25 protein-coding genes, 1 rRNA gene and 2 other annotated features are annotated in these 25,211 nt (G+C 41.4%); all 26 genes read right to left on the minus strand.

Annotation, left to right across the window (positions count from 1 at the left end; translation table 11 throughout):
* Window positions 1-144: 144 nt before the first annotated feature.
* Window positions 145-3,714 carry a DNA-directed RNA polymerase subunit beta gene (gene rpoB, locus ACQKL6_RS19055; RefSeq protein ID WP_402875722.1) on the minus strand — a complete coding sequence of 1,190 codons (3,570 nt, stop codon included), beginning with the start codon at window positions 3,712-3,714 and terminating at the stop codon, window positions 145-147.
* Window positions 3,715-3,954: 240 nt separating this feature from the next.
* Window positions 3,955-4,560, minus strand: coding sequence for a class I SAM-dependent methyltransferase (locus tag ACQKL6_RS19060; protein ID WP_427651747.1), 606 nt, complete (start codon window positions 4,558-4,560; stop codon window positions 3,955-3,957).
* Window positions 4,561-4,736: 176 nt separating this feature from the next.
* Window positions 4,737-5,096, minus strand: coding sequence for a 50S ribosomal protein L7/L12 (gene rplL, locus ACQKL6_RS19065; protein WP_402875724.1), 360 nt, complete (start codon window positions 5,094-5,096; stop codon window positions 4,737-4,739).
* Window positions 5,097-5,158: 62 nt separating this feature from the next.
* Complete coding sequence (gene rplJ, locus ACQKL6_RS19070; protein ID WP_402875726.1) at window positions 5,159-5,659, minus strand: 50S ribosomal protein L10; 501 nt, start codon at window positions 5,657-5,659, stop codon at window positions 5,159-5,161.
* 39 nt (window positions 5,660-5,698) lie between these two features.
* Window positions 5,699-5,849: a sequence feature (ribosomal protein L10 leader region), on the minus strand.
* A gap of 46 nt (window positions 5,850-5,895) precedes the next feature.
* Entirely contained in the window at window positions 5,896-6,591 is a 696-nt protein-coding gene (rplA, locus tag ACQKL6_RS19075; RefSeq protein WP_402875727.1) for a 50S ribosomal protein L1, read from the minus strand.
* Window positions 6,592-6,695: 104 nt separating this feature from the next.
* A complete protein-coding gene (gene rplK, locus ACQKL6_RS19080; protein ID WP_402875728.1) occupies window positions 6,696-7,121 on the minus strand; it encodes a 50S ribosomal protein L11 in 426 nt (141 codons plus the stop codon).
* 175 nt (window positions 7,122-7,296) lie between these two features.
* Window positions 7,297-7,830, minus strand: a complete 534-nt coding sequence (gene nusG, locus ACQKL6_RS19085; RefSeq protein ID WP_402875730.1) for a transcription termination/antitermination protein NusG — start codon at window positions 7,828-7,830, stop codon at window positions 7,297-7,299.
* Window positions 7,831-8,065: 235 nt separating this feature from the next.
* Window positions 8,066-8,248: a preprotein translocase subunit SecE gene (secE, locus tag ACQKL6_RS19090; RefSeq protein ID WP_402875732.1), complete on the minus strand. Its 183-nt coding sequence runs from the start codon at window positions 8,246-8,248 to the stop codon at window positions 8,066-8,068.
* A gap of 52 nt (window positions 8,249-8,300) precedes the next feature.
* Complete coding sequence (gene rpmG, locus ACQKL6_RS19095) at window positions 8,301-8,450, minus strand: 50S ribosomal protein L33 (protein WP_402875733.1); 150 nt, start codon at window positions 8,448-8,450, stop codon at window positions 8,301-8,303.
* A gap of 181 nt (window positions 8,451-8,631) precedes the next feature.
* Window positions 8,632-9,264, minus strand: coding sequence for an RNA polymerase sporulation sigma factor SigH (sigH, locus tag ACQKL6_RS19100; RefSeq protein WP_402875764.1), 633 nt, complete (start codon window positions 9,262-9,264; stop codon window positions 8,632-8,634).
* An 85-nt stretch (window positions 9,265-9,349) separates the two neighbouring features.
* Entirely contained in the window at window positions 9,350-9,859 is a 510-nt protein-coding gene (locus ACQKL6_RS19105; protein WP_402875735.1) for an NYN domain-containing protein, read from the minus strand.
* Between the two features lie 4 nt (window positions 9,860-9,863).
* Window positions 9,864-10,607, minus strand: coding sequence for a 23S rRNA (guanosine(2251)-2'-O)-methyltransferase RlmB (rlmB, locus tag ACQKL6_RS19110; protein ID WP_402875738.1), 744 nt, complete (start codon window positions 10,605-10,607; stop codon window positions 9,864-9,866).
* A 3-nt stretch (window positions 10,608-10,610) separates the two neighbouring features.
* Window positions 10,611-11,027, minus strand: coding sequence for a Mini-ribonuclease 3 (locus ACQKL6_RS19115; RefSeq protein WP_402875740.1), 417 nt, complete (start codon window positions 11,025-11,027; stop codon window positions 10,611-10,613).
* A 3-nt stretch (window positions 11,028-11,030) separates the two neighbouring features.
* On the minus strand, window positions 11,031-12,431 hold the full coding sequence (gene cysS / locus ACQKL6_RS19120; protein WP_402991656.1) for a cysteine--tRNA ligase: 1,401 nt from the start codon (window positions 12,429-12,431) through the stop codon (window positions 11,031-11,033).
* Window positions 12,432-12,433: 2 nt separating this feature from the next.
* Window positions 12,434-13,084, minus strand: a complete 651-nt coding sequence (gene cysE / locus ACQKL6_RS19125) for a serine O-acetyltransferase (RefSeq protein ID WP_427592151.1) — start codon at window positions 13,082-13,084, stop codon at window positions 12,434-12,436.
* Between the two features lie 77 nt (window positions 13,085-13,161).
* Window positions 13,162-13,406: a binding site (T-box leader), on the minus strand.
* A 48-nt stretch (window positions 13,407-13,454) separates the two neighbouring features.
* Complete coding sequence (gltX, locus tag ACQKL6_RS19130) at window positions 13,455-14,906, minus strand: glutamate--tRNA ligase (RefSeq protein WP_402875745.1); 1,452 nt, start codon at window positions 14,904-14,906, stop codon at window positions 13,455-13,457.
* 88 nt (window positions 14,907-14,994) lie between these two features.
* Window positions 14,995-15,474: a 2-C-methyl-D-erythritol 2,4-cyclodiphosphate synthase gene (ispF, locus tag ACQKL6_RS19135; protein WP_402875747.1), complete on the minus strand. Its 480-nt coding sequence runs from the start codon at window positions 15,472-15,474 to the stop codon at window positions 14,995-14,997.
* Window positions 15,475-15,491: 17 nt separating this feature from the next.
* Entirely contained in the window at window positions 15,492-16,178 is a 687-nt protein-coding gene (gene ispD / locus ACQKL6_RS19140; RefSeq protein ID WP_402875748.1) for a 2-C-methyl-D-erythritol 4-phosphate cytidylyltransferase, read from the minus strand.
* A gap of 21 nt (window positions 16,179-16,199) precedes the next feature.
* Entirely contained in the window at window positions 16,200-17,297 is a 1,098-nt protein-coding gene (locus ACQKL6_RS19145; RefSeq protein WP_402959583.1) for a PIN/TRAM domain-containing protein, read from the minus strand.
* A 230-nt stretch (window positions 17,298-17,527) separates the two neighbouring features.
* Window positions 17,528-18,601 (minus strand): DNA integrity scanning diadenylate cyclase DisA, encoded by a 1,074-nt coding sequence (gene disA / locus ACQKL6_RS19150; protein WP_402875752.1) that lies wholly within the window; start codon window positions 18,599-18,601, stop codon window positions 17,528-17,530.
* Between the two features lie 2 nt (window positions 18,602-18,603).
* A complete protein-coding gene (gene radA / locus ACQKL6_RS19155) occupies window positions 18,604-19,992 on the minus strand; it encodes a DNA repair protein RadA (protein WP_403125376.1) in 1,389 nt (462 codons plus the stop codon).
* A 210-nt stretch (window positions 19,993-20,202) separates the two neighbouring features.
* Window positions 20,203-22,644 (minus strand): ATP-dependent protease ATP-binding subunit ClpC, encoded by a 2,442-nt coding sequence (gene clpC / locus ACQKL6_RS19160; RefSeq protein ID WP_402959587.1) that lies wholly within the window; start codon window positions 22,642-22,644, stop codon window positions 20,203-20,205.
* Window positions 22,645-22,752: 108 nt separating this feature from the next.
* A complete protein-coding gene (locus ACQKL6_RS19165; RefSeq protein WP_402875757.1) occupies window positions 22,753-23,829 on the minus strand; it encodes a protein arginine kinase in 1,077 nt (358 codons plus the stop codon).
* A complete protein-coding gene (locus tag ACQKL6_RS19170) occupies window positions 23,826-24,377 on the minus strand; it encodes a UvrB/UvrC motif-containing protein (protein WP_402875759.1) in 552 nt (183 codons plus the stop codon). The genes ACQKL6_RS19165 and ACQKL6_RS19170 overlap by 4 nt, the downstream gene beginning before the upstream one ends.
* Before the next feature lie 21 nt (window positions 24,378-24,398).
* Window positions 24,399-24,860: a CtsR family transcriptional regulator gene (locus ACQKL6_RS19175; RefSeq protein ID WP_402875761.1), complete on the minus strand. Its 462-nt coding sequence runs from the start codon at window positions 24,858-24,860 to the stop codon at window positions 24,399-24,401.
* A gap of 261 nt (window positions 24,861-25,121) precedes the next feature.
* Window positions 25,122-25,211, minus strand: a 5S ribosomal RNA gene (gene rrf / locus ACQKL6_RS19180); the annotation flags it as partial.

The raw sequence follows: 25,211 nt of genomic DNA on the forward strand, positions 1-25,211 counted from the left end.
TGATTGCCTTCATTCATTCGGGCAATCTAAACCGGATGATGGGTGATTGAATCAATAAGACTCCGACAAGGCAGCAGGATCTTTAAAGAAAAACCTTGCTGCCAGTCAGAGCTGATAATATATAGATTTATTTATTTAAATTATTTACTCTTTTGATGGTGCTCCTGCTTCAGTAGCAACCATATCTTTTGTTTCTGCATCTAGGCTTAATTTGTCTGACTGATTAGGGTCTTCTTCATCTTCTAAATCACGCATTTCAATTTCGCGGTCTTCAGCATTCATGATTTTAACATCTAATCCTAAGCTTTGAAGTTCCTTAATCAATACTTTGAATGACTCAGGAACACCAGGCTCAGGGACATTTTCGCCTTTGACAATCGCTTCGTATGTTTTCACACGGCCCACGACATCATCTGATTTAACGGTAAGGATTTCTTGTAATGTATAAGCAGCTCCATATGCTTCAAGTGCCCATACTTCCATCTCACCAAAACGTTGTCCACCGAATTGCGCTTTACCACCAAGTGGTTGTTGCGTAACAAGGGAGTAAGGTCCAGTTGAACGAGCATGAAGTTTATCATCGACCATATGTGCAAGTTTAATCATGTACATGACACCAACAGACACACGGTTATCGAATGCTTCACCTGAACGGCCATCGTAAAGTACCGTTTTTGCATCACGTGACATGCCAGCTTCTTCAATCGTACTCCAAACGTCTTCCTCAGTAGCTCCATCAAATACCGGTGATGCTACGTGAATGCCTAGTGCACGGGCTGCCATACCTAAGTGAAGCTCAAGTACCTGACCGATATTCATACGGGAAGGTACACCCAGTGGGTTTAACATGATGTCAACCGGTGTTCCATCAGGCATGTAAGGCATATCTTCTTCAGGAAGGATCCTTGAGATTACACCTTTGTTACCATGACGTCCGGCCATTTTATCGCCTTCATGTATTTTACGTTTTTGAACGATATATACACGTGCAAGTTGATTTACACCAGGTGGTAGCTCGTCGCCATCTTCTCTGTTAAACACTTTAACATCGAGGACGATTCCGCCGCCGCCGTGGGGAACACGCAATGATGTATCCCGTACTTCGCGCGCTTTTTCACCAAAGATTGCATGTAAGAGACGTTCTTCCGCCGTTAGTTCCGTTACCCCTTTAGGAGTTACTTTACCTACTAGAAGGTCACCGTCTTTTACTTCAGCACCGACACGGATTATTCCACGCTCATCAAGGTTGCGAAGCGCATCTTCTCCGACGTTCGGAATATCACGAGTGATTTCTTCAGGTCCCAATTTCGTATCGCGAGACTCAGATTCATATTCTTCAATATGGATGGAAGTGTACACATCATCTTTAACTAGACGTTCACTCATGATGATGGCATCTTCATAGTTGTATCCATCCCAAGTCATGAAGGCAACTAATACATTTCGTCCAAGTGCTAATTCACCTTTTTCCATTGAAGGACCATCGGCAAGAATTTCACCTTTGACAACATTGTCACCAACACTAACGATAGGACGTTGGTTATAACACGTTCCTTGGTTAGAACGAATGAATTTTAATAAACGGTATTTATCAAGGTTTCCTTTTACTTGTTGACCGTCAACCTCACTTACCCGGCGTACCCATACTTCACGTGATTCCACGTGTTCGACGATACCAGGGTGTTTACAGATGACAGCTGCCCCAGAGTCTTTCGCTGAAACATATTCCATACCTGTTCCAACTCTTGGTGCCTCTGGTTGTAATAAAGGTACTGCTTGACGTTGCATGTTCGCTCCCATTAGGGCACGGTTGGAGTCATCATTTTCCAAGAAAGGAATACATGCTGTCGCTGCAGATACGACTTGTTTAGGCGATACGTCCATATAATCTACGCGGTCACGCGGAACAACGGTATTTTCACCGCGGAAACGTGCAACAACCATATCATCAAGGAATGTTCCATCATCGGATAGACGAACATTCGCTTGGGCAACTACGTAGTTATCTTCTTCATCAGCCGTTAAGTAATCGATTTTGCTCGTAATTTTCCCTGTCTCATGGTCAACACGTCGGTATGGTGTTTCAATGAATCCATAAGGGTTAACCTTTGCAAAACTTGATAGGGAGTTAATCAATCCAATATTCGGTCCCTCAGGCGTTTCAATCGGACACATACGGCCATAGTGGGAGTAATGAACGTCACGTACTTCGAAACCAGCACGCTCACGAGTCAAACCACCAGGTCCCAATGCAGATAGACGACGTTTATGCGTCAATTCGGCCAATGGGTTCGTTTGGTCCATGAATTGTGAAAGCTGTGAGCTACCAAAGAATTCTTTAATGGATGCTATAACAGGACGAATGTTAATCAATTGCTGTGGAGTGATCGTATTCGTGTCTTGAATAGACATTCTTTCACGCACGACACGCTCCATACGAGATAAACCAATTCTGAATTGGTTTTGCAGCAATTCACCAACGGAACGCAGACGACGATTTCCTAGATGGTCAATATCATCCGTAATTCCCACGCCATGAAGCAAGTTAAAGAAATAGCTAATAGAAGAGATGATATCAGCTGGAGTAATGTTTTTAACCTGATCGGTTACATACGCATTACCAATGATATTGATCACTTTTTCGCCTTCAGCGTCATTTGGAGCAAAGACTTTGATTGGTTGAAGAAGCGTTTCTTCTTCTACTACGCCACCAGACGGGTGGAACGTTTTAAAACCGATTCCTGCTTCAAGATGAGGCAGAATTTTATCAAGTGTCCTTCTATCAAGCAAAGTACCCTTTTCGACAATGATTTCCCCTGTTTCAGGATCGATTAAAGTCTCGGCGATCTTTTGTCCGAATAGACGATTCTTGATATGCAGTTTTTTGTTGATTTTATAGCGACCTACGTTAGCTAGATCATAACGTTTTGGATCGAAAAAGCGGGATACTAGTAGACTTTTCGCGTTATCGACTGTAGGTGGTTCACCCGGGCGAAGACGTTCATAGATTTCTAGCAATGCTTTTTCTACACTCTCCGTGTTGTCTTTTTCAAGAGTGTTGCGAAGATACTCATTATCACCGATTAAATCAATGATCTCTTGATCAGTTCCAAAGCCCAATGCACGCATCAATACCGTGATAGGTAATTTCCTAGTGCGGTCGATTCGAACATAAACTACATCCTTGGCATCTGTCTCATATTCGAGCCATGCACCACGGTTAGGAATAACGGTCGCAGAGAAACCTAGCTTACCGTTCTTATCCATTTTCCCATTATAGTAAACACTCGGTGAGCGTACTAATTGGGATACGATTACACGTTCAGCACCATTGATGACAAACGTGCCCGTTTCAGTCATAAGTGGGAAGTCACCCATGAATACATCTTGGTCTTTTACTTCCCCTGTTTCTTTGTTAACAAGGCGCACTTTCACACGAAGTGGTGCAGAATACGTAACATCGCGTTCTTTTGTTTCTTCAACAGAATACTTCGGTTCAGCAAGGCTGTAATCGATGAATTCTAATGACAAATTACCTGTAAAATCCTCAATAGGAGAAATGTCCTGGAACATTTCTTTTAAACCTACATCTAAAAACCATTGATAAGAAGCCGTTTGAATTTCAATCAGATTCGGAAGATCCAAAACCTCACTGATTCTTGCATAACTTCTACGTTGGCGGTGTCGTCCATACTGAACAAGTTGACCTGTCAACTGATTCACCCCTTAAATCAAGCGTTATAAGGATCTATTTGCCACGGAAAAAAGCAATCTAATCCATAGACAAAAAGAAAATGGTTTTTATTTTAAAAACCACTATTTCTCATAAAACGAACTATTATTTATATATTTTTCCCATATTATCCATTGGTTATACACCAATGGTATAAAAATTGCATAGTAACGGAATTATATATATGCATTTTATAATACTAACATAGCGAAAATTTAGAGTCAAACTTTTTTGGATAATAGTATGTAGTAGCCTTTTTTCTTTACAGCCACTTCGACATTACCAAATAACAGCTCTAGTTTATCCATGGCGGAAGGAGCGCCTTGCTTTTTTTGAATGACAACCCATAGTTCTCCACCAGTCACCAAACTTCGATAACTTTCTTCTAGAATTTCGTGGACTACACTTTTACCTGCGCGAATGGGAGGGTTCGTAAGAATTGCAGCGAATTGTTTAGATCCTACCTTTTCAAAACGGTCGCTTTCGTACACTTTAACATTAGCGATTCCGTTTGTAGCGGCATTTTCCTTCGATAATTCAACTGCCCGGCTATTTATATCTATCATTTCTACCGTTCTTTCGGGATAAGCCGCAGCAATTGATATTCCAATGGGGCCATAACCGCAACCAACATCAAGAATATTCCCTTTTACAGCTTTATTAAGATTGAAGGATTCTATCAAAAGACGAGAACCAAAATCAACTTCTTTTTTTGAAAAAACACCATTATCACTTTTAAAGTGGAATGTGCGTCCTTTTAATACAAAATCCCAAAATTTAGGATCGCTTTCGACATCCGGTTTTTGTGAGTAGTAATGCTCTGTCAGAGTCATCTCCCCCTATCAGAAAGGAATATTGAAGATTTAACGAGAGAAGAGATATGAAGAATGGATACTTACCTGTCATAAAGTTTGTACATCTTTACTAAATCGTCTACCATTTTTCTTTAAAAATGAAGAGAAAAAAGCTCGCCAGTGATAGCGAGCTTTTTGTTTATGCAAGATTACTTAACTTCAACGCCAGCTCCAACTTCTTCAAGTTTAGCTTTAAGTTCTTCAGCTTCCTCTTTAGAAACGCCTTCTTTGATTGCTTTTGGAGTGTTATCAACAACTTCTTTCGCTTCTTTAAGTCCAAGACCAGTTGCTTCACGAACAGCTTTGATAACTTTGATTTTTGAATCTCCAGCAGATGTAAGAACTACATCAAACTCAGTTTTTTCTTCAGCAGCAGCGCCACCAGCAGCAGCTACAGCTACAGGTGCAGCAGCAGTTACGCCAAATTCTTCTTCGATTGCTTTTACAAGGTCGTTTAATTCTAAAACAGTCATGTTTTTAACTGCTTCAATGATTTGATCTTTAGTCATTGTTATTTCCTCCTCGAAATGGTTGGTTTTTTTTGAATCAATAGGCAAGATAAGCGGTTAGCTTACGCGCCTTGTTCTTCTTTTTGTTCTGCAACTGCTTTTGTAGCAAGAGCAAGACCGCGCATAGGTGCTTGTAGCACACTTAGCAACATTGAAAGTAGGCCTTCGCGTGAAGGTAGTTCTGCAAGAGCTTTAATGTCTTCAGCAGATGCTACGTTTCCTTCGATAACTCCAGCTTTGATTTCTAACGCTTCATGTTTTTTCGCAAAATCGTTAAGGATTTTAGCTGGCGCAATAACATCTTCATTTGAGAATGCAATTGCGTTTGGTCCTGTTAAAGATTCGTTTAAAGAGCTAAGTTCAGCACTTTCAGCAGCACGACGAGTTAAAGAGTTTTTGTAAACCTTGAACTCAACGCCAGCATCACGAAGTTGCTTACGAAGTTCTGTTAATTCAGCAACAGTCAATCCACGGTAGTCAACAACAACTGTGGATTTGCTAGCTGTTAATTTACCAGTAATCTCAGCAACGATAGTTTGCTTTTGTTCAATAATTGCGTTCATCCTTACACCTCCTGTAGATTTGCTTGAAAACATTTATACCGTTTCAAAGAAAAAGCCTTCATCTCTAATACAGACATGAAGGCAGTAATTTCAAAGGTCATAGTCAACGACTATTTTTATCGAATTACCTCGGCAGGGAATTAAGCTCTTGTGGAGCACCTACTGTCTTCGGTACAAATGATATTCATTTATCACAACAAAACATATTATAACAACAATAGTTTTGGAATGTCAAATTATTTATTGAAAGAAGAAGAATCAACTTTCACACCAGGGCCCATTGTAGTCGTTACAGAAATATTCTTCATGTAAGTTCCTTTAGCAGCCGCAGGTTTAACTTTCATTAATGTATCAAAGATAGTAGTGAAGTTTTCCACTAGTTTAGCATCTTCGAAAGATACTTTACCGATTGGAGCATGGACGTTACCAGCTTTATCTACGCGGTATTCAACTTTACCTGCTTTGATCTCATTAACAGCTTTCGTTACATCAAATGTAACTGTGCCAGTTTTAGGGTTTGGCATTAAGCCTTTAGGTCCTAATACGCGACCAAGTTTACCAACTTCACCCATCATGTCAGGAGTCGCAACGATTACGTCGAATTCGAACCATCCTTGTTGGATTTTGTTGATGTAGTCAGATTCGCCAACGAAGTCAGCACCAGCAGCTTCAGCTTCTTTTGCTTTTTCGCCTTTTGCGAATACTAATACGCGTTGAGTTTTACCAGTTCCGTTCGGAAGCACAACTGCTCCACGAATTTGTTGGTCAGCTTTCTTAGGGTCTACACCCAAACGGAAAGCAACTTCAACAGTCGCATCGAATTTTGTGAAGTTTGCTTTTTTAACAACTTCAATCGCTTCAGTTACAGCGTATGCTTTTGAAACTTCAACAAGCTTAGCTGCTTCAAGATACTTTTTACCTTTTTTAGCCATGATATAAATCCTCCTAAATTGTGGTTTTAACGGAATTACCTCCCACGAATAAAGGTTGCGAGTATCAATCGCAACCCCGTAGAAACAAATAACAATTACATGGATTAGTCTTCGATGACAATACCCATGCTGCGAGCAGTACCTTCAACCATACGCATTGCAGCTTCAACGTTTGCAGCGTTTAGGTCAGGCATTTTAGTTTCAGCAATCTCGCGCACTTGATCACGCTTGACTGTAGCAACTTTTTTACGGTTAGGTTCACCAGAACCAGACTCGATACCTGCTGCTTTCTTAAGTAGTACTGCAGCGGGTGGAGTTTTTGTAATGAATGTAAATGAACGGTCTTCAAATACCGTGATTTCAACAGGAATAATTAGACCAGCTTGGTCTGCTGTACGAGCGTTGAACTCCTTACAGAATCCCATGATGTTTACACCAGCTTGACCTAATGCAGGACCAACCGGCGGTGCAGGATTCGCTTTACCAGCAGGAATTTGCAATTTAACCATTTTAATTACTTTTTTAGCCACGAGACACACCTCCTTATAAGTCCGTGATGTGGTAATAGGGATATACCCTCCCACTCATCTTGAATTCTTTATATGTTAATAAAGAATACTTGTATCGTTGAGGCCTAAAAATTTGAAACATACTGACCTTTGAAATTTTACCACTTCCAAAAGGCTTTTTCAAGTTTTTTTCCGTTTATAATTTTTCCACTTGATTAAAGTCTAGTTCTACCGGCGTATCGCGGCCGAACATATTAACAAGAACTCGGACTTTTCCTTTATCTGTATCAAGTTCTTCGATAGGCCCAGCAAATGTTGCAAATGGTCCTTCTTTCACTTGAACAGTGTCGCCGACTTCAAAGTCGATGTCAAATTTACTTTCGTCAACACCCATGCGTTTAAGGACAACTTCTATTTCTTCATCAAGCAGTGCTGTCGGTTTAGATCCCGCTCCTGATGAACCTACGAAACCTGTTACACCAGGTGTATTGCGGACTACATACCAAGAATCATCGGTCATGATAATTTCTACCAGTACATATCCTGGGAAAACCTTTTTCTTCGTTACTTTCGTTTTGCCATCTTTGACTTCGGTTTCTTCTTCTTCAGGAACTACTACGCGGAAGATTCTATCTTCCATCCCCATTGTTTCAACACGCTTCTCCAGATTGGCCTTTACCTTGTTTTCATAACCTGAATAGGTGTGAACTACATACCAATTCTTTTCCATTTTTTAGGACTGTGACGTCCTTCCCTCCCTGCAATCAATCATTTTCTTTATGAAACTTTATTTTCTAACGATCTAGCCAAAATTAACATCCTGCACTATCCCGACTTGTCTAAAGAATAACAGCAATGCTAGAGTTTGAACTTTTTCTTAAAAAAGACAAATTAAAAAACCCGTTTCCGGGCTTTTCTGCTGACACATATTATTCTATCACTATTATACCTTATTTTCGAATCTCTTATTCAATAACTAAGCGAATTAATTCGGAAATGCCCATATCGACCACTAAAAAGAATAAAGCCATAAACAACACAGTCGTCACTACAACGATTGTATATTTGGTTAATTCTTTACGTTTTGGCCAGCTTACTTTACGCATTTCACGAGTGACTCCGCTGAAAAATTCGGTTAAGCGTTTCATGAATGTATCCTCCAAGCATTAGACTGCTTCTGTCAATCTATTTATAAAACGGTTATTTTGTTTCCCTATGATTCGTATGTGAATTACAGGTGCTGCAAAATTTCTTTAATTCTAGTCGTTCAGCGTTGTTTGACTTATTGCTTTCATAATTATAATTTCTTGAACCACAATCGGTGCAAGCTAGTGTGATTTTCTTTTGCAATTGATACACCTATCCTATCTACTATTTCCATAAAACCTTATCACGGCTGGCTTTTATTGTCAATAACAAGGTGAGGCCACCTAAGTCCATGTCAACTCTATCAGCCTATGTCTACCATAAGTGAATGCATCATCCAAGTGGAGTTAGTGTCAGATGAAATAAAGCGGAAAAGGCGGAGGGACTATAAACTGATCTCCCTTACTTCCAGATAACGCTCGAGCTTTCTTTTCACCCTCTGGAGGGCATTATCGATTGACTTCACATGACGATTCAACTCTTCTGAGATTTCCTGATAGGTTTGCCCATCTAAATAAAGGGCTAATACCTTTCTTTCCAAATCGCTCAGCAGCTCGGCCATTTTCAATTCGATATCGTCAAACTCTTCTTTATTGATAATCAGTTCTTCTGGGTCTAATACCTTCGTACCCGATATAATATCCATGAGAGTACGGTCGGACTCCTCATCATAAATGGGCTTGTCCAGGGAAACATAGGAATTGAGCGGAATATGCTTTTGACGTGTTGCTGTTTTAATAGCGGTAATGATCTGTCTCGTAATACATAATTCGGCAAATGCTTTAAAAGAAGAAAGCTTATCGCCTTTAAAATCACGGACAGCCTTATACAAACCAATCATGCCTTCTTGAACGATGTCTTCCTTATCTGCACCTATTAAAAAATATGTCCTTGCCTTCGCTCTTACAAAATTACGATACTTTTGAATCAGATAATCCAGTGCTTCACTGTCTCCAGTGTGTACTAACTCAATTAATTCTTCATCATCGAACTGCAGATACTTTTCGTTCAGTTTCATACCGAAATTGAGACCCAAATTATATCCCCCTGACCTGACTCAGATAGAAATATTATACAGCAGGTAAAAAATACCCGTCAATGGTTCAAATTTTCCCCCGACGCCATTTTTCGAATATTTCCGCTACTTCTTCACTTAAAGGAATTTTAGCCGTAGGTTTTACCGCCGCTGTTTTTTGGACATCTTTTTTTATTTCTCCCTGAATTTCCTCCATATCCATTAGCAGTTCACGGGCAGATTTCCTTAGGGCCCCTTGGCCAAAGATGACCCATTGCTCCGTAAAGTCTGAAGTAGCCACTTGAATCTGCGTCTTGATATTATTCAGTTCAATCGCCATCTTTTCTATTCTCTCATCGGCTGTTTCATTTTCTTTCGTGAAAATTACGTCGACTTTATGATTCTTGAAAATACGGGCTATTCCCTGGACATATTGGGCATCGAATACGACAATGACCCGGGACCCAGTAAACGCCTGATATTCCGCCATCATTTCTATCAGTCTGTCTCTTGCTGCAGCAAGGTCTCTTTCTTTCAATTCTCTCAGTTCCGGCCAGGCTCCAATAATGTTGTAACCGTCCACTAACAGAATATTCATCTCGTTATTGCCCTAGAGGGTTTCTTTTTCTGTAGACCTCATACATCAATAAACCTGCTGCCACCGATGCATTTAATGATGTTACTTTCCCGGCCATAGGAAGACGAATTAGAAAATCACATTTTTCTTTCATTAACCGTGCCATTCCCTTGCCTTCACTTCCAATAACAAGGCCAATAGGCATATTCCCGTCCATGTTCCGGTAATCATCGCTACCTTTCGCATCGGTACCCACAATCCAGACACCGCGTTCTTTTAACTCTTCGACTGCTCTTGCCAAATTCGTGACCCGTGCAACCGGAATATACTCAATGGCCCCTGTCGATGCTTTCGCAACCGTTGCCGTTAAACCAACTGCTCTACGCTTTGGAATGATGATTCCGTGAGCTCCGACCGCATCCGCTGTTCTCATGATTGACCCTAGATTATGTGGATCTTCTACTTCATCCAGAATCATGAAGAAGGGAGCCTCATCCCGTTCAGCCGCTTTGGCAAATAAATCGTCCAACTCTACATAATCGTAAGCTGCGACTTGCGCTACGACTCCTTGATGGATACCTTCTACCATTTGGTCTATTTTTTTCTTAGGTACGATTTGTACGAATACCTTTTTTTCTTTTGCAAGTCCGATTAGCGGAAGCATGGACCCTTTCTGTGAGCCCTCTGATATCCAAATTTTATTAATATCCCGTTCGGAGCGAAGTGCTTCCAAGACGGGGTTTCTTCCAATGATAAATTCTTCACTCATGGGTTATTTCCCCTTTTCTTCTTCAATGAATTGAATTGATTTTTCAACAAGGTCTTCCATTCTTTCTATTCGGCCGGATAAATACAGAAAGCCCATAAGCGCCTCAAAGGCAGTGCTATACCGATACGTTTGCACATCTGTATTCTTCGGAACCGACCCGGACTTCGCATTACGACCTCTACGGACGACAGCGGTCTCTTCTTCTGATAACCAACCTGACTCTAGAAAAAAGTGAATGATTTTGCTCTGCGCTTTAGCCGATACAAAAGATGTCGCTTTTTTATGAAGCAGATTAGGCTTAACTGCCCCGTTTTGAATAAGGTGATGCCGTATGTAGGTTTCGTATACGGCATCTCCCATATAGGCTAGAGCAAGACTATTTAACATTTTTTCGTCTACCTTATTATCATATTGAAGCATCTGTTACCCTCTTTTCCATCTTGTACCTTGAGGGGTATCCTCTAATATAATGTTCATGCTCTTTAGACGATCACGAATCTCATCAGACAACCCAAAGTTACGGTCTTTCCTAGCTTGAATCCTTTGTTGAATTAAACTCTCGATTTCCTCGTCCAGTAATCCCTCTTCCTCTTCAAGGGAAAAGCCCAGGACGGAGAGTAGATTTTGGAATTTACCAAGAAAAGCTTTAATGACTTCCTGGTTAGTATTCTTCTCCATCAAGTAATAATTCGCTTGCTTAGACAGTTCAAAAAGAATGGATATCGCGTTCGCCGTATTGAAATCATCGTCCATTTCCTTAATGAATTGTTCGTGCAGTTCATCGATTTTCTGCAACCATACCTCATTATTTTCTGTTAACCCATCGCTTACTTGAAGGCGATGTTTCAGGTTTTGATAGGATGTTTTCAAGCGATCGAGAGCAGCCGTTACATTTTCAAGCACTTCTTCACTATAATTGATTGGATGACGATAATGTACGGATAACATGAAGAAACGCAATACTTGTGGGTCATACTTCTGTATGATGTCATGAACAAGAATAAAATTGCCTAATGACTTCGACATTTTTTCATTATCAATATTGATGTATCCATTGTGCATCCAATAATTCGCAAAGGATTTTCCCGTTAACGCCTCGGATTGTGCAATTTCATTTTCATGATGGGGAAAAGCTAAATCCTGACCGCCTGCATGGATATCAATCGTATCACCAAGGTACTTCTTAACCATCGCTGAGCATTCTATATGCCAGCCAGGGCGCCCCATCCCCCATGGGCTTTCCCAAGAAATTTCGCCAGCCTTCGCCGCTTTCCAGAGGGCAAAGTCAAGTGCATCCTGCTTCTTCTCGCCGACTTCAATACGAGCTCCGACCCGCAGTTCATCAATGGATTGATGAGACAACTTTCCATACCCATCGAATTTACGAGTCCGAAAATACACATCCCCTTCAGATTCATACGCATAGCCTTTTTCAATCAACGTCGAAATGAATTCAATGATTGTATCCATGTTTTCCATTACGGTTGGATGTTCATCCGCTTTTTTGCAACCTAGAGCAGAAACATCTTCAAAATACGCTTGAATAAAACGCTCTGAGATGGTTGGGACATCCTCCCCTAGTTCTTTGGCAGCTCGAATTAGCTTATCATCAACATCCGTGAAATTCGAAACGAAATGCACATCGTATCCTCTATACTCCAAGTATCTTCTCACGGTATCGAATACGATTGCTGGCCTAGCATTCCCAATATGAATGTAGTTATAGACTGTAGGCCCGCATACATACATTTTCACTTTTCCTTCTTCCATCGGTACGAAGGTTTCCTTCTGTCTAGTCGCTGTGTTATATATTTTTATCGCCATTTTTATAAACTCCTTTCTTGCTGCTTCCATTTTGCTAACTCTGTTTTCAAAGCATGAATTTCCCTATCCATTTCCTTTAGACGGTCAGCAATTGGATCAGGAAGATCTGAATGATTAAAATCTTTCTTGATTTTTATGCCATCTTGAATGACGACTTTTCCAGGAATGCCAACCACCGTTGAATTAGCGGGCACTTCCTTTAAAACGACCGAGCCTGCACCAATTTTGGAATTTTCACCGACGGTAATCGAGCCAAGCACTTTGGCTCCCGTGGCAATCAATACGTTATCTTTTATCGTAGGATGACGTTTGCCTTTTTCCTTTCCCGTTCCTCCAAGTGTCACTCCTTGGAAGACAGAGACATTGTCACCAATCTCGCATGTCTCACCAATGACAATCCCCATCCCATGATCGATGAAGAAACGACGACCTATTGTAGCCCCGGGGTGAATCTCAACCCCGGTAAAAAACCGACTGATTTGTGATACACTTCTGGCCAGGAAAAAGAACTTTTTCTTGTATAGTACATGAGCCATCCGATGACTCCATATTGCATGCAACCCTGCATACGTTAAAATAACTTCTAAATAGCTACGCGCTGCAGGATCCTGTTCAAAAACCACTTCGATATCCTCTTTAAACATCTTTAACATGATGATTCCCCCCTATGCTATATCCTTTTAGTCATCCCTTATTTTAAAGCATATAAAAAAGCGTCTCTGTCCAAATAGACAGAGACGCTTTGAAGCGCGGTTCCACTCTGTTTGGAATGAATAGCAGGACCAAAGGCCAACTTGTTCCATTCCCAACTTTTATCCTGTAACGGAGGACATTCCGCCTATGCCTACTAGAGGTTAGTTCAGCAAAGGACTCAAGGGTGCATTTCGGAAAACGAGAGGCTTGAACCATTTTCAGCAGGTTATGGTTCTCTCTAATAAGCTTCGTTTACTTACTTCTCCCTATCTACGCGTTCTTTTGTAAGATTATTAATTACTATATTACATTTTTGTCTAATTGTTAATATTAAATACTTAGAATGCGTTGTTTAATTTTTTCTTTGCCCAGTAGGGAAATCGCTTTTGGTAGGTCAGGACCATGAGTTTGACCAGTCACCGCCGCACGGATTGGCATGAATAACTTTTTACCCTTATGTCCTGTGCTTTTTTGTACCGCTTTGATCGATTTCTTGATTTCGTCAGCTTTAAATTCCTCAAGCCCTTCTATTTCTTTAAGGAAGGCTTCCATGACTTCAGGTACTTGTTCCTCCGCTAGGACTTCTTTCGCTTCAGGCTCATATTCAAGATCATCTTTGAAGAATAGTTCGGAAAGTTCAACGATTTCCGCCCCATAACTCATCTGTTCTTGATAAAGAGAAACTAGACCACGCACCCACTCTTCTTCTTCCGGAGAACGTGTTTCAGAAATCTTGCCGGCCTTCACTAGGTGAGGGATGGACAATTGCACTGCACGTTCCTCATCCAATTGCTTCACATACTGATTATTCATCCAAGTGAGTTTTTGCTTATCGAATAGGGCCGGTGATTTGGATAGACGGTCCGCTTCGAAAAGTTTAATGAACTCTTCCTTAGGGAAGATCTCTTCCTCGCCGCCTGGTGACCATCCAAGTAAAGCAATGAAGTTGAATAAAGCTTCAGGCAAGTAACCCAACTCTTCATATTGTTCGATGAATTGGATAATTGATTCATCACGCTTACTTAATTTTTTCCGGCTTTCATTGACGATCAACGTCATGTGTCCGAACACAGGAGGCTCCCACCCGAATGCTTCATAAATCATTAATTGCTTAGGTGTATTAGAAATATGGTCATCACCGCGAAGTACATGCGAAATCTTCATTAGGTGGTCATCGACCGCTACCGCAAAGTTATACGTCGGGATTCCATCTTTTTTGATAATGACAAAATCGCCAAAGCCATCCGTCTCAAATGAAACATCATCCTTAACCATATCTTTGAAAGTAAGGACTCTGCCCGAAGGAACGGCGAATCGAATACTCGGTTTTCTGCCTTCAGCCTCTAGTTTTGCTTGATCTTCCGCTGTTAAATGACGACACTTACCGGAATACTTGGGTGTTTCGTTCCTTTCAACCTGTCCTTCACGTTCTGCTTCAAGCTCTTCTTCCGTACAATAGCATTTATAAGCCAACCCTTTGTCAAGAAGCTCTTGGTACAACCCTTGATAAATGTCGTTCCGCTCTGATTGACGATACGGTGCGAACTCCCCGCCAATATCAACGCCTTCATCCCAATCCATTCCAAGCCATTTTAAATACTTCAGTTGGCTTTCTTCGCCGCCCTCTATATTTCTTTTTTTGTCAGTATCTTCAATGCGGATAATGAATTTTCCACCATTATGACGTGCATACAGATAATTAAATAAAGCAGTCCTCGCATTTCCTATATGTAAATGTCCAGTCGGACTTGGTGCATAGCGAACTCGAATATCGCTGTTCATGATATATATAGACCTCCCAGTCTCTCTTTTCTTCGTTCTATTTTACCATTTAACCTCAAGGGAATAAAGGTTTCCACCTAAACGACAATCAGTTAGTTTTAACCAACAAGACAACAGCCTGTGCTGCGATTCCCTCGCTTCTGCCCGTGAATCCAAGTTTCTCCGTCGTAGTCGCCTTCACATTGATTTGATCCACTGAAGCATCTAAAAGCTCTGCTATCCTTACACGCATTTCTTCAATATACGGCGCCATTTTAGGGCTTTGGGCAATAATTGTACAGTCTGCATTACCCAACTCATAACCTTCTTTTTTGACGATTGCCCAAATATACTGCAATAACTTAGCGGAATCAGCATCCTTAAATTCCGGATCGGTATCCGGAAAATGCTTGCCGATATCACCTGCACCAATTGCACCCAAACAAGCATCTGCAACCGTATGTAGCAATACATCAGCATCTGAATGCCCAAGTAACCCTTTCTCATGCGGGATTGTTATCCCTCCAATTATTAAAGGCCTACCTTCAACTAGCTGATGTACGTCATATCCCTGGCCAATTCGAAACATCTCATTCTCCCCTATCTTCACTTTTCAAGTTGTTGTTTATGTAAAATCGCGTCCGCAAAATATAAATCTTCCTGAGTCGTAATCTTAATATTATCATAATTGCCTTCAATAATGACTACCTGTTCATCGATCCGTTCTAGCAAGCTTGAATCATCCGTACCTAAATACGACTCCGCTTCCGCTTTTTCATGGGCGTTAATTAATATGGATGCACGAAAAGCTTGTGGTGTCTGTACCGCCCACAAGCTTGATCGTTCCACTGTTTCCGTGACTGACCTGTCATTTGCTTTTTTAATCGTATCCTTTACGGGGACTGCAATGATGGCTCCACCATGGAGACTGGCTGCGGACGTTAATTCACTAATTTGCTCTTGGGCGATAAAAGGACGTGCCCCGTCATGGACTAGAATTATCTCTTCCCTCACATACTTCAATGCATTATGGACGCTCTGTTGACGTTCCTTACCACCTTCAACGAGTTTCTTGACCTTCTTAAATCCGAAGGAAGCCACCATTTCCTTGAAGTAATCCTCTTCTGTTGGGTTTATCGAAAGGAAAATACCCCGGCAGTTTGGATCCTCTTCAAAGACACGAAGGGTGTAGACAATGATCGGGGTACCCGATAGTTCAATAAAAAGCTTGTTCTTGCCGGCCTTCATTCTCTTTCCTTGTCCGGCTGCAGGTATCACTACTTCATAAAACATAACGGTTTCTCCTACTCTTCTTTATAATGCTTTTTCTAATAGTTTAGGTTTAGCAAAGATCATCCGACCCGCTGATGTTTGAAGAACGCTTGTCACAAGGACATCAATACGTTTTCCAATATAATCGCGTCCGCCTTCGACAACGATCATCGTCCCATCATCCAAATAGGCAACACCTTGATTTTGCTCTTTCCCATCCTTAATCACCTGTACATTCATTTCTTCCCCGGGTAGTACGACGGGTTTTACGGCGTTCGCTAAGTCATTTATATTGAGGACCGCTACATTTTGGAACTCGCATACTTTATTTAAATTGAAATCATTAGTGACCACCATGCCACCTGAAATCTTGGCAAGCTTCACTAATTTACTATCGACTTCCTGGATGTCTTCGAAATCCCCTTCGTACATCTCCACTTTAATCGGAAGGTCTCTTTGAATCCTATTCAGGATATCCAAGCCCCTTCGACCCCGGTTTCTTTTCAAGGCATCAGAGGAATCCGCAATGTGTTGAAGCTCATTTAATACAAACTGAGGTATCACGATGGTTCCTTCGAGGAAGCCGGTCTGACAAATATCCGCAATTCTCCCATCAATGATAACGCTTGTATCGAGGATCTTCAACCGTTTGCTGTAGCCTTCCTCATCCTCTTCGGCCATTTCCCCGTCAGAGGCTTTTTTCTTATTGTTTTTGGAGAAAAGATTCAGCAGTTCATCACGCTTTTTAAAACCGACCTGAAACCCTAGGTATCCAAATAAAAGCGTAAGAATAATAGGCACGACTGTATTTAAAATGGGGACTCGAATCGCACTGAAGGCCGACCCTACTAAAAACGCCGCAAGCAGACCAACTAAAAGGCCCACACTTCCAAAAATTATATCGGTAATTGGAAACTTAACCAGTTGTTCTTCTAACCACTTCATAAAATAGACCACATGATCTACTGCCCAAAAAGTAATAAGATAAAAGATAATAGCACCCAACAGTACACTAACATAAGGATTGTTTAATAAAGCAATATCATCTGCATGGACAACACTTAATAATTCAGGAATAAGTAGCATACCAAGTGTCCCACCAATTATTAAGAAACATGCCTGTATAATGCGTTTTAACATTCCCTTTCACCTCCCTCTTCTCATTATTGACCAATCCAAAAAAAATGAAACCATTGAAAATTCGTTTTCACTATATATCAAGAAATTCCCTGAAGGACTCCTGTGATGTATCCATATTGTCCCTTCTCTTTATCGTAATTTTAGCCTAGCATCCTGGGTTTTGGGTGTCAAAAATAAACACTATTCAATTTCAAGCTAAAATAGGAAAATTTAGAAAGTGGTGGATCGCTTTACATCCTTCGATTAGTGACAAGTTGATTTTTTAATATCCGAAGACCCTCTCTAATTTTATTCGCACGAACTTCCCCAATTCCTTCCACTTCATCAAGTTGCTCAACCGTCGCCTTATTGATTTCTTTAAAGCAATCAAATTGTTTCACTAGATTATCGATGATCAGACCTGGTAATCGGGGGATTTTATGAAGGATTCGGTACCCCCTGGCATGGACAGGGGCATCTACATGAATATGACCCTGGTACCCCAGTATCTTCAGCAGGATGCTCTCATCTAGCTTTTCCTGCATGGCAAGTTCCTGAAGGCGAAGAATGGTTTCCTCCGGATTATCTTCCTTATTGGACGAGTAATCTTTGATAAGCCATTTTCCTTCTGTTTCGATATCTGCTAATATCTCATTCATCTGCAGGCGAATCAGCCTACCTTCTGTACCCAGTTCATTGAGGTATGTCAGTAACTCCGCTTTGATTCGAAGAACCATCACGTACCGGTGGAACACTTGCAAAAGATCCTCGTACGTTACTATTTCCTCGAATTCGAGGGCTCCCAATACCGAAATGCTCTGCTGTAGCACGACCTTATACTTTTCCAGGGTCTGGATGGCCAGATTGGCTTTCGCGAGGATGACTCCTATATCTTTAAGGGCATATCGAAAATTCCCCTGGTATAGGGTGATAACAGTCCTCCGCTGAGAAATGGCAATCACTAATGATTTCGTCTCCCTCGCTACCCTTTCCGCTGTTCGATGCCTCATTCCGGTCTCTGTAGATGGCGCACTATTATCCGGGACCAATTGTGCATTGGCAAATATGATTTTGTCGGCCTTCTCGTTCAAAATGATGGCTCCATCCATTTTTGCCAACTCATATAATGTACTTGGGGTACAGGCACAGTTAATTTGGAAACCACCATCCACAATCGCTCGTACCTTTTCGTTGTACCCCACAACAATCAATCCACCCGTATTCGCCCTTAATACATTTTCAATTCCTTCTCGAAGAGGTGTGCCTGGGGCCACAATTTGCAAAATCTCCAACTTTGTTTTCTCATACCCTTTTTTCTCTGTCATCCTTAACCCCCTAGCGTATGGTGAAGCGCCTCAGAAACTGATGAAACCCCAATGATTTTGATGCCTTTTGGAGCAGTCCAGCCCCCTATATTATTGGCTGGGATGATGACCCGTTCAAATCCGAGCTTCGCTGCCTCCTGAACTCGTTGTTCAATCCGGGAGACCCTCCTAACTTCCCCCGTCAACCCCACTTCACCAATAATGCAATCGGCTGGATTCGTGGACTTGTCACGGAAACTTGATGCAATACTAATGGCAACTGCCAGATCTATGGCTGGTTCATCCAATTTAACGCCCCCCGCGACTTTTAGGTACGCATCTTGGTTTTGCAGGAGCAAACCGACTCTCTTTTCTAAAACTGCCATTAAAAGTGAAACTCGGTTATGGTCAATTCCAGTGGCCATTCTCCTTGGGTTTCCGAAACTAGTCGGTGATATCAGGGCTTGTATTTCGACAAGTACTGGTCTTGTCCCCTCCATCGAGGCGACAACGGTCGATCCTGAAGCACCTTGGGAACGCTCCTCAAGGAAGATTTCCGATGGATTCGCCACTTCTTCCAAACCATGTTCCTTCATCTCAAAAATGCCCATTTCATTTGTCGAACCGAATCGATTCTTGACTGCACGGATTATCCGATATGTATGGTGTCTTTCTCCCTCAAAATATAAAACGGTATCCACCATATGTTCAAGCAGACGAGGTCCGGCAATCGCCCCTTCTTTTGTAACATGTCCCACGATAAAAATGGCAATTCCATTGGTCTTGGCAATGCGCATTAAAGAAGATGTACATTCCCTCACTTGGGAAACGCTTCCCGGGGCTGAAGTCACTTCCGAATGGTACACGGTTTGAATGGAATCAATGATAACCAGGTCTGGCTTTACCTCTTGGATGGCCTGCTGGATATAGTCCATATCGGTCTCGGCATACACCAATAAGTTCTCCGACATCGCTCCTAACCGATCCGCTCTTAACTTCGTTTGTTTGATGGATTCTTCCCCAGAAATATATAATACTTTCTTCTGTTTATGAGCTAATTGTGCAGACACTTGCAAAAGGAGTGTTGATTTGCCTATCCCCGGGTCTCCGCCGATCAATACAAGTGATCCTTGGACAATACCACCGCCAAGTGCACGATTCAATTCTGCCAAATCCGTCGTAATGCGTGGTTCTTTGTCCGACTGAATGGTTGTGATGGGTGTCGCCTTTTCACGCTCTGCAGATCCCCTCACTTCTGAATGGGTAAATGCTCCCTTTCGAGCTGGCTTAACAATCTCCGTCTCTTCAACCATCTTGTTCCATTCCCCGCATCCAGGGCATTTTCCCATCCATTTTGCTGACTCATACCCACAAGATTGACACATGAATTTCGTTTTCTTTTTTGCTGCCATAGTAACTCCTCTTTCTCATAATACTCATGTAAAAGATATTATATATTGGTTTTATTTAATCCTTCTTATTTAAAGTTATTAAGAAATTTATTTTTACTCTCTATTCGATTCATCTTATAGAGTAGTTCCTCTAGGTACAATTTCGTCATGAATAAAAACAGAGGTACACTGCTGAGAAATCTGAGTGTACCTCGAAGTTAAAGAATGACTTTATTCACTTATGTTGACGGGATCGCCATTTCTGACCGCAAATTTATTGTCCACGACATCCATCACGACCGTTTGCCCTTTTTTCACATTTCCTTTGAGCAGTTCTTCAGATAGGTAATCTTCGACATGTTTTTGTAGTGCCCTGCGAATTGGACGTGCCCCATATTCCGGATCATATCCTTCAGATGCTACTTTTTCTCTAGCTGCATCTGTAAGCTCTAAGAAAATTTCCTGTTCCTTCAAACGGGAGATGAGCTGATTGGACATCAACGTAACGATTTGTTTCAAATGATCCTTTTCTAATGAATGGAAGACGATCGTCTCATCAATACGATTCAGGAATTCTGGACGGAAAGCACGTTTTAATTCTTCCATCACTTTCCCTTTCATATTTTTGTAGTCTTGACCAGTATCCTGAATATTGAAGCCTACATACTTATCAGTCTTCAATGCAGAAGCTCCGACATTCGATGTCATAATCAGAATCGTGTTCCTGAAATCAACAGTACGGCCTTTTGAATCCGTCAATCTTCCGTCTTCAAGGACCTGTAGAAGAATGTTGAATACATCTGGATGTGCCTTTTCAATTTCATCAAGTAGAACGACGGAGTATGGCTTTCTACGTACTTTTTCAGTCAGTTGTCCGCCCTCCTCATATCCCACATAGCCTGGAGGAGAACCAACTAGGCGTGAAGTTGAATGTTTCTCCATATATTCCGACATGTCGATACGGATCATGGCATCTTCATCACCGAACATGGATTCAGCCAATGCACGACCAAGTTCCGTTTTACCGACTCCTGTTGGCCCTAGGAAGATGAATGAGCCGATTGGACGTTTAGGATCCTTCAGCCCCGCTCTTGCACGTCGTACTGCTTTGGAAACGGCTATAACAGCCTCTTCCTGACCAATTACACGATCATGGAGAATAGATTCCATATTTAGAAGTTTATCTGACTCCGTTTGTGCCAATTTAGTAACCGGGACTCCAGTCCAGCTGGATACGACATGTGCGATGTCTTCCACCGTCACTTCACTATTTTCTTGCCCTTGTTTCTCTTTCCACGTTTTCTTTGTTTCTTCCAATTGTTCTCTTAAGCGTTGCTCCGTATCACGAAGCGATGCAGCCTTTTCAAACTCCTGGCTTTGAACGGAAGCGTCCTTTTCTTTCCGGACTTCATCTAATTTCACTTCAAGTTCTTTTAAGTTTGGAGGTGTAGTATATGAACGCAACCGGACTTTCGAACCTGCTTCATCAATTAAATCGATTGCTTTATCCGGAAGGAAACGGTCGGAAATATATCGATCAGATAACTTAACAGCCGCATCGATAGCCTCATCAGTGATTGATACACGGTGATGGGCTTCATACCGGTCACGTAACCCTTTAAGAATTTGAATGGACTCTTCTGTTGTTGGTTCATCCACTTGGATGGGTTGGAAGCGGCGTTCGAGTGCAGCATCCTTTTCGATATATTTACGGTACTCATCCAATGTGGTTGCACCGATACATTGCAGTTCACCACGGGCCAATGATGGCTTAAGGATATTAGATGCATCGATGGCACCTTCCGCCCCACCAGCACCAATCAATGTATGCAATTCATCAATAAACAAGATGATATTTCCTGCTTGACGGATTTCGTCCATCACTTTCTTTAATCGATCCTCGAATTCACCACGGTATTTCGTCCCCGCTACGACCGTCCCCATATCAAGTGTCATGACACGTTTATCACGTAGGATTTCAGGAACCTCATTATTGATGATTTGCTGTGCTAGGCCTTCAGCAATAGCAGTTTTACCCACCCCTGGCTCACCAATTAATACAGGGTTATTCTTCGTGCGTCTGCTCAACACTTCGATGACACGCTGAATTTCCTTGCCTCTACCAATGACAGGGTCCAAGCTGTCTTCACGAGCGATGGCCGTTAAATCACGAGCAAGACTATCAAGGGTTGGAGTGCTTGCATTAGAGGCGGTTGAACCTTGATGTCCACCTGACTCATTGCTACCTAATAGTTGTAATACTTGCTGTCTTGCTTTATTTAAACTGACGCCAAGGTTATTTAACACACGGGCTGCTACACCTTCTCCTTCTCGAATAAGTCCAAGGAGTACATGTTCTGTGCCTACATATGAATGACCTAATTTCCTTGCTTCATCCATGGATAATTCAATGACTTTCTTCGCTCTTGGCGTATAATGAATCGTTTGGGCTTTGTCCTGGCCACGGCCGATTAAGTTTTCCACTTCTTTCTGGATCTTTTCCGCACCTAATCCGAGAGCGTATAATGCTTTGGCTGCAATACCGTCTCCCTCGCGAACTAAACCTAAAAGGATGTGCTCAGTACCAATATTATTATGACCTAACCGGATAGCTTCTTCTTGGGCTAATGCTAATACTTTCTGGGCTCTTTCAGTAAAACGACCAAACATCATAGGGAATTCCTCCTTTAGAATTTTCGTTTTGAATAAAGCTTTTGACTCTGCATAAAATCTTGCAGATGCTTCGCTTTAACATGTATAGCAGATGATCGATTGACTTTTCTATGAGAAGGAGGATTCTGTGAAATCCAAGTGTTCTCGTATAAGAGCTGCTCGACGGATATCCCTTTCATGTGTCCTTAAAGGTCCACCTGCGTATTTTTGTAAAAAGCCTGGCTGAGTCAGAATCATTAACTCATTTAGGATGCTTTTTGAAATGTTTTTTATATATCCTATATCTATCCCTAACCTAACATCGGAGATACAGGTAGCTGCTTCCTTGGTCCCAATGATTCGGGCATTTGATAATATACCATAGGATCGGAAAACCCTATCCTCTAATTGTATGTGAGAGGTCTTCACTAATGCATCTCTGGCTGACCTTTCCTGGGCAATGATCTGCTGAACTACACTCGTTAGATCCTCCACGATATCCTTCTCGGATTTTCCGAGAGTGATCTGGTTGGAGATTTGAAAGATGTTTCCTAGAGCTTGACTGCCCTCTCCATAAATCCCGCGAACCACCAGTCCCAATTGATTAATGGCCGGTATAATATGATTCATTTGCTGAGTTAGTACAAGACCCGGGAGATGCATCATGACTGAGGCCCTCAATCCTGTTCCCACATTAGTCGGACAGCTAGTTAAGTATCCTCTTTCTTCATCATATGCATAGTCTATGGATTCTTCAATCCAATCGTCAAGAACATTTGCGAGTCTTAAGGTTTCCTTAAGTTGCAATCCTGACATCAAGCACTGGATTCGGAGATGGTCCTCTTCGTTAACCATGATGCTTATTTCTTCATTCTCGGAAAGAAGGCATGCCCCTTTTGCCGATTCTTCCACTAAATGTGGGCTGATCAAATGTTTTTCAACAAGCACTCTCTTTTCCAGTGACTGCATTTGATCAATTTCCAGAAGTTCCAGCTTGCCAATCTCTTGGGTAACTTCCTCTTCAATTCTTTTCTTCACTAATTCAATGATTTCTTTTGCCTCTTCATTGGAAAAGGCGGTAGGAAAGGTAAAGTCTTTAAAATTTCTGGCTAAACGAATTCGTGAACTTAATACAATATCCATTTCTGGACCTTCATGATTCATCCAGGAACTCAAAGCGTTCTCCATAAATTTCTCCAAACTCATGATTCATCGCCCCCCTCCTGTGCCTCATACCTTTTTTCAAGGGAACGAACCTTATCTCTTACTTCGGCCGCCTTCTCGAACTCTTCCTGTTCGATGTGTACCTTTAAATTCTCTTTTAAGTCAGAAATTTGTTTTCGAAGGTAAATACCGCCACCAATTCTTTTTGGGATTTTCCCAATGTGTGCAGTATTTCCGCTATGAACCCTCTTTAGAATCGGATTTAACTGATCATTGAACGTTTTATAACACTCGGCACATCCAAACTTTCCAATATGGACGAATTCCTTATATGAACGATGACAATGAGGACAGCGTTTTTCTTCTGTCATAGGAAATGAATTAGCCTTTGTCTGTTGAATATTCGACTCGATATTTAACAATCCTGCTAACAAATTATTTATTGAAAATCCATGCCCACCCGCATCCATGAACATCTCACCTTTTTCCTGAGCACATTTCTCACAAATCATGACTTCAGTCTTTTTTCCATTAATGATTTTGGTAAAGTGAAGAGTCGCAGGTCTTTGATGGCATTCTTGACAAATCATTCATTCATCACCTCTGCCAGTTTATTTATATTTTAAAGTTGTAAGCATGGCTGATAAAATTCGCGCCCTTAATTCATCACGATCAGGTAGGTCTATATAGATGACGGATCTATCAATGACACTCATCATGATTTTAGCTTCCCTTTCATTAATGACTTCCTCGCTCATCAGCCGAGCGATGACCCCTTCCGCCATAGATTGAGGCACTCTGGAACCAATAAGGGATAATAACTGATTGATGAGTTGCACGTAATCCTGCGATTTCACCTTCATAATCCGAATATACCCGCCACCGCCACGCTTACTCTCAACAACATAGCCTCTTTCGATTGTAAACCTGGTATTAATTACGTAATTGATTTGAGAAGGAACACACTGAAATTTATCTGCTATTTCACTTCTTTTAATTTCTAGGATATCTTTCTGACTTATTTCTAGCACTTGCTTCAAATAAGTTTCGATAATATCAGATATGTTTCTCACTCAACCTCCTCCAATCTGACTTTGACTATATTTGACTATTATTATACAAGGAAAAATGCATATTGCAAATTAAAACGCACTAACTTCTTTTTGCATTACCTATTTTCTCCAAATTATATGTAGTTACATACCTATTGCACACGGTAAAATTAAAATATCTTTATAATTACCTCTAATGGATATATTCAAAACCACCTTAATCCTTTAATCGTACTTTTAGAACGCAAAAAAAGGCCAGCCTAATGGCTGACCTTTAAAATGGCTTGGCGGCGTCCTACTCTCACAGGGGGAAACCCCCAACTACCATCGGCGCTGAAGAGCTTAACTGCCGTGTTCGGAATGGGAACGGGT

This window comes from Peribacillus sp. NPDC097197 (assembly GCF_050278025.1).
GTDB lineage: Bacteria > Bacillota > Bacilli > Bacillales > DSM-1321 > Peribacillus.

Coding starts and splice junctions, on each gene's coding strand:
- rplL (WP_402875724.1), bottom strand. CDS start 5,096: ATGACTAAAGATCAAATCATTGAAGCAGTTAAAAACATGACTGTTTTA.
- rplJ (WP_402875726.1), bottom strand. CDS start 5,659: ATGAACGCAATTATTGAACAAAAGCAAACTATCGTTGCTGAGATTACT.
- rplA (WP_402875727.1), bottom strand. CDS start 6,591: ATGGCTAAAAAAGGTAAAAAGTATCTTGAAGCAGCTAAGCTTGTTGAA.
- nusG (WP_402875730.1), bottom strand. CDS start 7,830: ATGGAAAAGAATTGGTATGTAGTTCACACCTATTCAGGTTATGAAAAC.
- secE (WP_402875732.1), bottom strand. CDS start 8,248: ATGAAACGCTTAACCGAATTTTTCAGCGGAGTCACTCGTGAAATGCGT.
- sigH (WP_402875764.1), bottom strand. CDS start 9,264: ATGAAACTGAACGAAAAGTATCTGCAGTTCGATGATGAAGAATTAATT.
- ACQKL6_RS19105 (WP_402875735.1), bottom strand. CDS start 9,859: ATGAATATTCTGTTAGTGGACGGTTACAACATTATTGGAGCCTGGCCG.
- rlmB (WP_402875738.1), bottom strand. CDS start 10,607: ATGAGTGAAGAATTTATCATTGGAAGAAACCCCGTCTTGGAAGCACTT.
- ACQKL6_RS19115 (WP_402875740.1), bottom strand. CDS start 11,027: ATGCTTCAATATGATAATAAGGTAGACGAAAAAATGTTAAATAGTCTT.
- cysS (WP_402991656.1), bottom strand. CDS start 12,431: ATGGCGATAAAAATATATAACACAGCGACTAGACAGAAGGAAACCTTC.
- cysE (WP_427592151.1), bottom strand. CDS start 13,084: ATGTTAAAGATGTTTAAAGAGGATATCGAAGTGGTTTTTGAACAGGAT.
- gltX (WP_402875745.1), bottom strand. CDS start 14,906: ATGAACAGCGATATTCGAGTTCGCTATGCACCAAGTCCGACTGGACAT.
- ispF (WP_402875747.1), bottom strand. CDS start 15,474: ATGTTTCGAATTGGCCAGGGATATGACGTACATCAGCTAGTTGAAGGT.
- ispD (WP_402875748.1), bottom strand. CDS start 16,178: ATGTTTTATGAAGTAGTGATACCTGCAGCCGGACAAGGAAAGAGAATG.
- ACQKL6_RS19145 (WP_402959583.1), bottom strand. CDS start 17,297: ATGTTAAAACGCATTATACAGGCATGTTTCTTAATAATTGGTGGGACA.
- disA (WP_402875752.1), bottom strand. CDS start 18,601: ATGACAGAGAAAAAAGGGTATGAGAAAACAAAGTTGGAGATTTTGCAA.
- radA (WP_403125376.1), bottom strand. CDS start 19,992: ATGGCAGCAAAAAAGAAAACGAAATTCATGTGTCAATCTTGTGGGTAT.
- clpC (WP_402959587.1), bottom strand. CDS start 22,644: ATGATGTTTGGTCGTTTTACTGAAAGAGCCCAGAAAGTATTAGCATTA.
- ACQKL6_RS19165 (WP_402875757.1), bottom strand. CDS start 23,829: ATGAGTTTGGAGAAATTTATGGAGAACGCTTTGAGTTCCTGGATGAAT.
- ACQKL6_RS19170 (WP_402875759.1), bottom strand. CDS start 24,377: ATGATTTGTCAAGAATGCCATCAAAGACCTGCGACTCTTCACTTTACC.